This window comes from Enterococcus sp. DIV0660C, assembly GCF_017316125.1.
Taxonomy (GTDB): Bacteria; Bacillota; Bacilli; order Lactobacillales; family Enterococcaceae; genus Enterococcus_B.
The window spans coordinates 1-9,332 of sequence record NZ_JAFLWA010000015.1; the positions used below are offsets into that span (position 1 = coordinate 1).

Annotated in this window: 10 protein-coding genes; 2 read left to right on the top strand and 8 right to left on the bottom strand. The window is 37.4% G+C overall.

Translation table 11 applies throughout. The features are described 5' to 3' along the window. Positions 1–14: 14 nt before the first annotated feature. Positions 15–623 carry a TMEM175 family protein gene (locus tag DOK81_RS04145; protein WP_206908613.1) on the bottom strand — a complete coding sequence of 203 codons (609 nt, stop codon included), beginning with the start codon at positions 621–623 and terminating at the stop codon, positions 15–17. Positions 624–775: 152 nt separating this feature from the next. Here DOK81_RS04145 and brnQ point away from each other — a divergent pair, with 152 nt between their 5' ends. Then, positions 776–2,137: a branched-chain amino acid transport system II carrier protein gene (gene brnQ / locus DOK81_RS04150; protein WP_206908615.1), complete on the top strand. Its 1,362-nt coding sequence runs from the start codon at positions 776–778 to the stop codon at positions 2,135–2,137. Between the two features lie 265 nt (positions 2,138–2,402). Here brnQ and DOK81_RS04155 read toward each other — a convergent pair whose 3' ends face one another. The 7 genes from DOK81_RS04155 to treR all read right to left on the bottom strand — a co-directional run bounded on the left by DOK81_RS04155 (position 2,403) and on the right by treR (position 7,070). Further along, positions 2,403–2,777, bottom strand: coding sequence for a hypothetical protein (locus DOK81_RS04155; protein WP_206908618.1), 375 nt, complete (start codon positions 2,775–2,777; stop codon positions 2,403–2,405). A gap of 149 nt (positions 2,778–2,926) precedes the next feature. Beyond that, positions 2,927–3,376: a low molecular weight protein-tyrosine-phosphatase gene (locus tag DOK81_RS04160; RefSeq protein WP_206908620.1), complete on the bottom strand. Its 450-nt coding sequence runs from the start codon at positions 3,374–3,376 to the stop codon at positions 2,927–2,929. A 36-nt stretch (positions 3,377–3,412) separates the two neighbouring features. Beyond that, positions 3,413–3,994: a TetR/AcrR family transcriptional regulator gene (locus DOK81_RS04165; protein ID WP_206908622.1), complete on the bottom strand. Its 582-nt coding sequence runs from the start codon at positions 3,992–3,994 to the stop codon at positions 3,413–3,415. A gap of 39 nt (positions 3,995–4,033) precedes the next feature. Then, entirely contained in the window at positions 4,034–5,035 is a 1,002-nt protein-coding gene (gene ruvB, locus DOK81_RS04170; protein ID WP_206899512.1) for a Holliday junction branch migration DNA helicase RuvB, read from the bottom strand. A gap of 12 nt (positions 5,036–5,047) precedes the next feature. Then, entirely contained in the window at positions 5,048–5,650 is a 603-nt protein-coding gene (gene ruvA / locus DOK81_RS04175; protein WP_206908624.1) for a Holliday junction branch migration protein RuvA, read from the bottom strand. A gap of 177 nt (positions 5,651–5,827) precedes the next feature. Next, on the bottom strand, positions 5,828–6,277 hold the full coding sequence (gene msrB / locus DOK81_RS04180; RefSeq protein ID WP_206908634.1) for a peptide-methionine (R)-S-oxide reductase MsrB: 450 nt from the start codon (positions 6,275–6,277) through the stop codon (positions 5,828–5,830). A gap of 79 nt (positions 6,278–6,356) precedes the next feature. Then, positions 6,357–7,070 carry a trehalose operon repressor gene (gene treR / locus DOK81_RS04185; protein WP_206908636.1) on the bottom strand — a complete coding sequence of 238 codons (714 nt, stop codon included), beginning with the start codon at positions 7,068–7,070 and terminating at the stop codon, positions 6,357–6,359. Between the two features lie 233 nt (positions 7,071–7,303). Between treR and treP the strand changes: the two genes are divergently transcribed. After that, complete coding sequence (treP, locus tag DOK81_RS04190) at positions 7,304–9,286, top strand: PTS system trehalose-specific EIIBC component (RefSeq protein ID WP_206908645.1); 1,983 nt, start codon at positions 7,304–7,306, stop codon at positions 9,284–9,286. The last annotated feature ends 46 nt before the right edge of the window (positions 9,287–9,332 follow it).

A 9,332-nucleotide genomic window follows, 5' to 3' on the forward strand; every position in this document is an offset into this window, starting at 1 on the left:
GAAAAAGAGTTTTTTTATTTGCTCACTTCACTTCTTTTGCGTAAAACGATTTTCTGATAGTAATAATCTGCTTTTTTATAGGATAATATCCACAAACCTGATACAAGAAAACGCCCAAACAAACCAATCAACGGCTGGAAAAATACCCCAATAATCAAACCAATATTGATAATCATCGAAATCATGCTGCGATGATCCTTTGAAACTGTTTTGACTACATGAGAATCTTTGTTATTTGCTTTCAACACTTGTTTGATCAAAATACCAAAAGATAGACTCCACATTGTGTAAACAATGACATAAGACATCTCAGGCCAAAATGCTGTCGGATTTCTTCCGACCCAGCTCGTAACTGATGGACAAAGCGTCAACCAAAACAACCAAAAAATATTTGCCCACACCACTCGATAGTTAATTTTATCTGCCATTTGAAAGATGCGATGATGATTGACCCAAATTACTGCAACAAAGAGAAAACTGATTGAATAGGCAAGTAAAGTATTTCTGATTCCCCACAAAGATTGAAAGTTAGCAGGATCAGGAATTTCAATATCTAGCACTAGCACTGTTAAAACAATAGCTACCACACCATCTGTAAAAGCTTCTAACCTTGATTTAGTCATTTTTTTCTCCCTTATTTCAATGCTGATTACATTTTAGCACTGGTTCTAAAAAAATACTTACCGATAATACTGTATAAATTTTCAGAAAATTGTTGCGTACACACACAATTTCTGTTACCTTAAAAAAAATGAATTTTAAAGGAGACTCGTCTATGACAAAAAAACTGTCATTTAAAGAAAGTATTTTTATTGGTTCAATGCTTTTTGGATTATTTTTTGGAGCAGGAAACTTAATTTTCCCTGTTCACATGGGACAAGAGGCTGGCTCTGCCGTTTTTTGGGCAAATCTTGGGTTCTTAGTTACTGGAATTGGCTTGCCCTTCTTGGGTGTTATCGCTATTGGCGTATCAAAAAGCTCTGGGGTCTATGAATTAGCACAACGTGTGAATCGAAAATATGCTATTATTTTTACTATTTTACTTTATTTAGTCGTTGGCCCTTTTTTTGCTTTACCACGGTTAGCCAGCACTTCCTTTGAAATCGGATTAGCACCTTTCATTGCACCAAAGCAACAGTCACTTTTTCTAGCACTTTTTAGTATCTTGTTCTTCTTTACTGCTTGGTGGCTATCGCGCAAACCAACTAAAATTTTAGATTACGTTGGTAAATTTTTGAATCCGATCTTTTTAATCTTACTAGGAATCTTACTTTTACTAGGATTTTTGAATCCACTTGGATCTATCGCTGATACTCCAATCCAGCCTAATTATCAAACCCATGCCTTCTTCACCGGTTTCACTCAAGGCTACAATACATTAGACGCTCTTGCTTCATTAGCTTTTGGAATCATCATCGTGACAACGATTCGTGGGATGGGAATTACTAAATCCTCAGATATTGCAAAAGGTACAATCAAATCTGGTGCCATCAGTGTCCTTTTGATGGGAATCATTTATACGTTGCTTTCTTACTTAGGAACGATGAGTTTAGGTACGTTTCCTTTGAGTGAAAATGGTGGGATCGCTCTTGCACAAATTGCAGATCACTATTTAGGAACTTATGGAAGCATCTTGTTAGCACTGATTGTGATTCTGGCTTGTTTAAAAACTGGGATTGGTTTGATCACGGCATTTGCCGAAACCTTTTCGGAGCTTTTCCCAAAGAGAAGCTATTTATTTTATGTGACACTTGCAAGTGTCCTTGCTTGCCTTGTTGCTAATGTTGGTTTAACAAATATCATCCAGATTTCTTTACCTGTCTTGATGTTTATTTATCCTTTAGCAATGACATTGATTTTATTGGTATTATGTGAGCCGTTGTTTAAAAAAAGAGCATGTGTTTATCGAATGACTACGTATTTTACTTTGATTGCTTCTGTTCTTGATGCGTTAAATGCCGCACCTGCTGTAATCAAAGATACACCGTTCGTTCAAACAATTTTACGATTTGCTACAAGCTATTTGCCGTTCTTTTCTTTTGGCATGGGATGGATTGTTCCCGCAATTATTGGCTTCGTTATTGGCTTGGTTTGGAGCTTCGTAAAAAAAGAAACTGCGCCATCAGCAATTGAGTAATCTTTTTTACACGAAATAAAAAAGACATTTTTTTATTGCTAAAACTTAACAACTTTCGAAAAAAATCGTCACAAAATATTCACAACTTCGCTCTATTATATACACATACCAACAAACAACCCTAACAACACTTTTTCATTTTTTAACTCCTTTCCTGCTAGCCCCCCAGCTAGCAGGATCTTTTTTTAGAGAACAAATCAAAAAAGAGCTTTTCTATCAAAAGATAGAAAAGCTCTTTTAGCTTTCTTAAAATAAAACACACATCTTAACGTGATAAACGTTCTTGTTCTCCACTTGGCGATAGACTCGTGATTTTCTCAATTTGCTCAATGGGAATCATTCGAATTTGTTGCTCATCATTTCGTAAACGAATCATGACACGCTCTTTTTCAACGGTTTTTGTCGCTACCCATCCAGATACAGTTTCATGCTTATTACTTAAACGATTTTCTCTCACTTGCAAAACAACTAAACTATCTTTTGCCGCAGCTTTTTGAAGCTCAAGAACAAACTCTCCTTGCTTGCGTACATTCTTGGCTTTTTCTTCTGTGTCATTGACAAAAGAATCAAAAAACTGATACGACGTGTGCGTCACTAACTTGGTAAGTTTCTTCATTGGTGATACTGTTTCCTCGTCCATCGAATGTACTCCTCCTTTTGCTAAGAAAGTAATGAATTAAGTAATTTTATTTTACCTAAATTTAATGAAAAAAACAAGAAAATAAGCTTTCTAACTAAAACTCGCTCTTTTATCCCCAATATAAAAAATGTTATTTTATATTCTCTTTTTTACGTAAAATTCCAATGATCCAATCCTTCATTGATTAACTGAAATGTTTCCTCAAAGTTATTTGTAAAATAGGGATCAGGAACATCTGTCGTTTCTTTCCCAGGAACAACACTCATAAACAATTTGATTTTAGCTTGAGTATTTTTAGGCGCGACTCGCTGTAATTCTCGTACATTTTCTTGATCCATGCCGATAATCCAATCAAAGGTCTCGAAATCTTTTGAGGTAATTTGGCGAGCAATCATGTTGCCTGTATCAATGTCTTCTTGGTTAAGAATTCTTTGCGTTCCGGGATGTGGTGAAGAACCGATTTCATAAGAACTTGTAGCAGCAGAGTCAATCAAAAAGTCAGCATCCCGCTTTGCTTCTTGAACTCTTTTTTGTAGCAATCCTTCTGCCATTGGTGAGCGACAAATATTGCCTAAACAAACAAATAAAACTTTGGTCATTTTTTCCCTCCATTTTATAAAACATTCTTCATTTCCTTACTCATCTGTCTCTGATTCTTCCTGAGCATATAATCGGTAAGAATAAAGCTCCGTATCTTTTGCCAATCGAAATAATTGCATCGCGATTTCCATTGGTGTTTCCTGATAGTCATGCGTTATCCAATTTACCAAAACACCGCTACAGCCATAAGAGAAAAAGCGAGCATAAAAAAGTTTGTCTTGTTGCGACAATTGCCTTTCTTGATCCATTTGATTAAAAATACTAATAAAAGATTGTTGGATGATTGTCGAAAATTCTTGTTGCAAGACTTCTTGGTCTGATGCAACTGTATTGCTATAAAATTCCTTGTTATCAGCAATAGCCTTCAGCATTTTTAAGGCTTGTTCTTCCCAATTATCTAATGATAAATTATGAGCATCTAAAAAGTGAAAGGCATCCTCAAAGTACACCCAACGAAGCAAGTCATACTTGTCTGTAAAATGATAATAAAATGTTTGACGGTTGATATTCGCCTCGTACGCAATTTCTTGAACAGTTATTTTGCGAAATGTTTTTTGTTGACACAAGCGAATCAGTGAATGTTTGATTATTTGTTTCGTATGAATGGAATCTCCCATTTTTTTTCCTCCCATCTCAGTAAATTTCTACTTCAATAACTATTCATTATAGGGATAACCAAAGTGCTCATAAGCATATGCAGTAGCAATTCTCCCACGAGGTGTTCGTTTTAAAAAACCTTTTTGAATCAAGAATGGTTCGTACATATCTTCAACAGTTTCACGTTCTTCACCAATATTTACAGACAACGTGCTTAAACCGACTGGCCCACCACCATATAATTCAATCATCGTTCGCAATAGCTTTTGGTCAACGTAGTCTAGTCCCGCATGATCGACTTGTAAAAGAGTCAGCGCTTGGTCCGCGATGTTTCGGTCGATTTTTCCATCTGCTTGAACTTGTGCAAAGTCACGCACTCTTTTTAACAAGCGGTTCGCAATCCGTGGGGTTCCTCTAGAACGACGTGCAATTTCAATTGCCCCGTCTTCTACGATATCTGTTTGAAAAATAGAAGCAGAACGCTGAACGATTTCTCGTAAATCTCCCTCATCGTAGTATTCCATGTGTGAAATGATCCCAAAGCGGTCACGCAATGGTGCTGAAAGCATCCCAGCACGCGTCGTCGCTCCAATCAATGTAAATGGAGGTAAAGGGAAATGAACGGGGTGTGCTGTGGGACCTTGCCCTACCATGATATCTACGTAAAAGTCTTCCATTGCAGAATACAATGTTTCTTCCGCCACTCGTGGTAAGCGATGGATTTCATCAATGAACAATACATCGCCTGCTTCCAATTCATTCAAAATTGCAACAAGATCGCCAGGTCGTTCAATCGCTGGCCCGCTCGTGGTACGGATATTTACAGACATCTCATTTGCGATTACCATTGCCATCGTCGTTTTCCCTAACCCTGGCGGACCATACAATAGTACATGATCAAGTGGTTCTTCACGATTACGAGCGGCTTCGATATAAATTTGAAGTTCCTGTTTCACCTTATTTTGTCCAATGTATTGTGACAATAAATGTGGTCGGAGAGATTTTTCCAAACTAAGTTCATTCTCGCCAGTTTCTGGTGATAGAATATGTTCGTCTGTCATCGTGCTTCCCTCCTACTTTTTCATCATCAATTTTAGCGCCTGGCGTAGATATTCATCGGTAGTCAAATTTTCTTGTGCTTGTAATTGTTTTTCTACACGTTTCACTTCTTTTGCACTATATCCCAACGCAGTTAAAGCTTCCATTGCTTCAGCTAATGCCGTCGTATCTTGTGTATTGGCTTCATCAAATAAATTGATTGGTGCTTCGATACTGATTTCACCTAATTTTCCTTTTAGATCCAAAATCATTTGTTGTGCGGTCTTTTTACCAACACCTGGGAATTTTGTTAAATAAGTAACATCGCCAGACTCGATTGCATGAATCAAACCCGAGTGATCATCACTCGCCATGATTGCTAACGCGCTTTTTGGGCCAATTCCTGAAACACTAACGAGTCTTAAGAACAATTGCTTCTCTTCTAAGCTAGAAAAACCATAAAGTAGATGACCGTCTTCACGAATGACCTGGTGTAAATAGATAGTTATTTCTTTGTTCATCTTACCACTATAACGATAAGGATTTCCTAAGGCGATTTGGTAACCAATTCCTTGATTTTCTACCACAATATAATAAGGGCTGATAAATGTAACCATCCCTTTTAGATATTCATACATTCAATTTTCCTCTTTCTTTCACACACATACGTTCGCTTTATTGTAGCACATTTCAACGACTGAAAAAAGTAGCTTCCTTTTAAGCAAATTCAAACAAAAAACTAAAAAAAGCGAATAAAAAAGAAACCTCGCTTCGGCTTGCTTATTTCGAGGTTTCTCTTCCTTTCGTTAGGTGGATCATTCAACAAGTGATTTATATTTTTCATAACCTTGCTCAGCCATTTCATCATATGGAATGAATTTTAACGCAGCTGAATTGATACAGTAACGTAATCCACCTTTATCTGCTGGACCATCATTAAAAACATGACCAAGATGTGAATCGGCACTTTGACTTCTAACTTCTACTCTGTGCATGCCATGTGAGCGATCGTTTTTTTCAGCAATTTCATCGTCACTAATCGGCTTACTGAAAGATGGCCAGCCACAGCCTGCATCGTATTTTTCCGTTGAACTAAATAAAGGTTTTCCACTCACGATGTCAACATAAATTCCTTTTTCATAAAAGTCATCATATTTTCCACTAAATGGACGTTCAGTTGCATTTTCTTGCGTCACTGCGTATGCGATTGGCGATAATTTTTGTTTCAATTCTTCATCAGTTACTGGATTTTTTTCTTTTGCCATTGACGTCATCTCCTTTTCTGTTAATCTTACTGACCAACAACCAAAAGAGGCAACTAATCTGCTCACTTCTTGCTAAGAATCAAACTTTACGACGACGCGCAAATTCAACAAAGCGAAACTTATCTAATCGATGAATGGATTCTGTATACTCAAAGCAACGCGTATCTTCTAGGTGAACTAATCCTCGAACAATCACCACGTAGGGATCATCATTTAAGGTCATTGCATCGTAGATCTCTGGTGTCACAGGTTCTACCGTAATTTCTTTTTGCGCATAAGCAATCGTCAATCCCAAGTTATTTTCAAAATAATCATAGATAGATGCTTCTGCTTGTTCAGTTGACAAAGTCGGTACTACTTCTTTCAATAAGTAATCACGATCTAAAATCACAACCTCACCTGCGATTTTTCGCTGTCGAACTAAATGCCAAACTGGCGTCCCAACTGTCCATCCAGTAATTTCGCTTAATTCTTTATCGACTTTTGTTTCAACTAACTCTTGAACAATCGTTTTGCTTGGAATATTTTGAGTTTCTTGCAATTCTTTGTAGCTCGTCAGTCCTGAAATTGGAAAATCAAAACGACTTCTTTCTAAGACAATCGATCCTTTTCCTTGTTTTTTCTGAATATAACCTTCTGTTGTCAATAGCTGCAGTGCTTTTCGGATCGTTTCTCGAGAGACACCGTATATTTTGATTAATTGATTTTCACTTGGTAAAAGTGTGTGCGGAGGATATTGCTTTGCTAAAATTTTTTTCTCCAGATCCAAAAAAATTTCATTAAATTTATTCATTGTTTTGATTCCTCCACCCAATTATTTTTTCGATTATTGCTCCACTATACTATAGCATTGTTTTCATTTCAATGTTCAAAAAAGATGAGGAAAGTCGCGTATCACCAGAGAATAAATCGATTACGAGGACAAATAACAGCACTTGAAATAAAACGCTTGCATTTCGTTTTTGATTCCAGTATAGTTAACTAAAGGAACTTGCATAGACAAGTTAAGTGAAAGGAGTTTTTCTTATGACAAAGTACCAAGCAGATGCCGAGAAATTGTTAAAAGAAATCGGTGGAAAAGAAAATATTGCTGCAGTCAGCCATTGTGCCACTCGGATGCGTTTTGTTTTAAATGATCCAGCAATAGCGAATGAGGAAGCAATAGAAGATATTCCAAGTGTAAAAGGAATGTTCACTAATGCTGGACAGTTCCAAGTTATTATTGGTAACGATGTAGCAACTTTCTACAACGATTTTGTTTCTGTATCTGGTGTAGAAGGTGTCTCAAAAGAACAAAGTAAAGCGTATGCAAAACAAAATCTTAATCCTATTCAACGAGCAGTCGCTGTTTTAGCTGAAATTTTTACCCCATTGATTCCCGCAATTATTGTTGGTGGACTGATTTTAGGATTTCGAAATGTATTGGAAGGAATCCAATTTGATAGTCTAGGTGGCACAATCGTTGAACACTCACAATTTTGGAGCGGTGTAAATGCGTTCTTATGGTTACCTGGTGAAGCGATTTTCCATTTCCTACCAGTTGGTATTACTTGGAGCATCGCGAAAAAGATGGGTACTACGCAAATATTAGGAATTGTTTTAGGTATTACCTTAGTTTCTCCGCAATTATTAAATGCGTATAGCGTTGCATCTACCGCAGCTGCGGATATTCCATTTTGGGATTTTGGCTTCGCTCAAGTTGATATGATTGGTTACCAGGCACAAGTTATCCCTGCGATGTTAGCTGGGTTTATGCTTGCGTATCTAGAAATCTTTTTCCGAAAAATTATTCCACAATCCATTTCAATGATTTTCGTTCCACTTTTCTCATTAGTTCCAACTGTTTTAGCCGCGCATGTCATTTTAGGACCAATTGGTTGGACAATCGGAAGTTGGATCTCTACTGTCGTTAATGCTGGGTTGACTTCTTCCATTAGTTGGTTATTCAGCGCTGTCTTTGGTTTCTTGTATGCTCCACTCGTAATCACAGGACTCCACCACATGACAAACGCGATTGATATGCAGTTAATTGCAGACTTTGGTTCTACAAACCTTTGGCCGATGATTGCACTATCTAACATTGCTCAAGGTTCAGCCGTCTTAGCAATTATTTTCTTACATCGTGGAAATGAAAAAGAAGAACAAATTTCGATTCCGGCTATGATTTCTTGTTACTTAGGAGTTACTGAGCCTGCGATGTTCGGGATCAATCTAAAATATGTTTATCCATTTGTTGCGGCAATGATTGGTTCTGGTTTAGCTGGTATGTTCGCCACATTGATGAGCGTTCGCGCAAATGCAATTGGTGTTGGTGGCTTACCAGGGATTTTAGCGATTCAGGCAGAGTCTTGGGTACCTTTCATCATCTCAATGATTATTGCCATCTTTATCCCGTTCGGCTTAACAGTTATTTTCAGACGTCAAGGAATCTTAAATAAAATCGATCCTGTTTCTCCAGCTGCTGAAGCTATCGGTGCACAATTTGAAACAGCAGACGGTACAACAGCTGTTCCAGAAAAAAAACAATTCGAAGCTACTACTTCCACACTTAAAACAGAAAAATTATTTGCAGTAGCTGCAGGTGAACTAAAAGAAATCACTCAAGTAGATGATCCTGTTTTCTCACAAAAAATGATGGGTGACGGCTATGCTGTCGTACCAACGAACAACAAAGTTTTCTCCCCAGTTACTGGAACAATCACTAACATTTTTGAAACCAAACACGCCATTGGTATTCTTTCTAAAGAAGGCATTGAAGTTTTAGTACACATGGGCTTAGATACAGTTGAACTAAAAGGAACTCCATTCACCGTTCACGTTCAAGAAGGTGAGTTAGTAACCCCAAGTTCACTGATTGCAGAAATGGCTGTTGAACAAGTAGAACAAGCAGGGAAGAAAACAGACATTCTTATTGTCTTAACAAATACCGAAAAAATTGACAGCTTCTCACTTGATGAAACTGGACTTGTTCGCCCAGAAGAACAAGTTGGTCAAGCTGAAGTTCGCTAGGTCTTTTGCTCTTTGATTCATAAACAAAAAATAAGAGTCACGACAA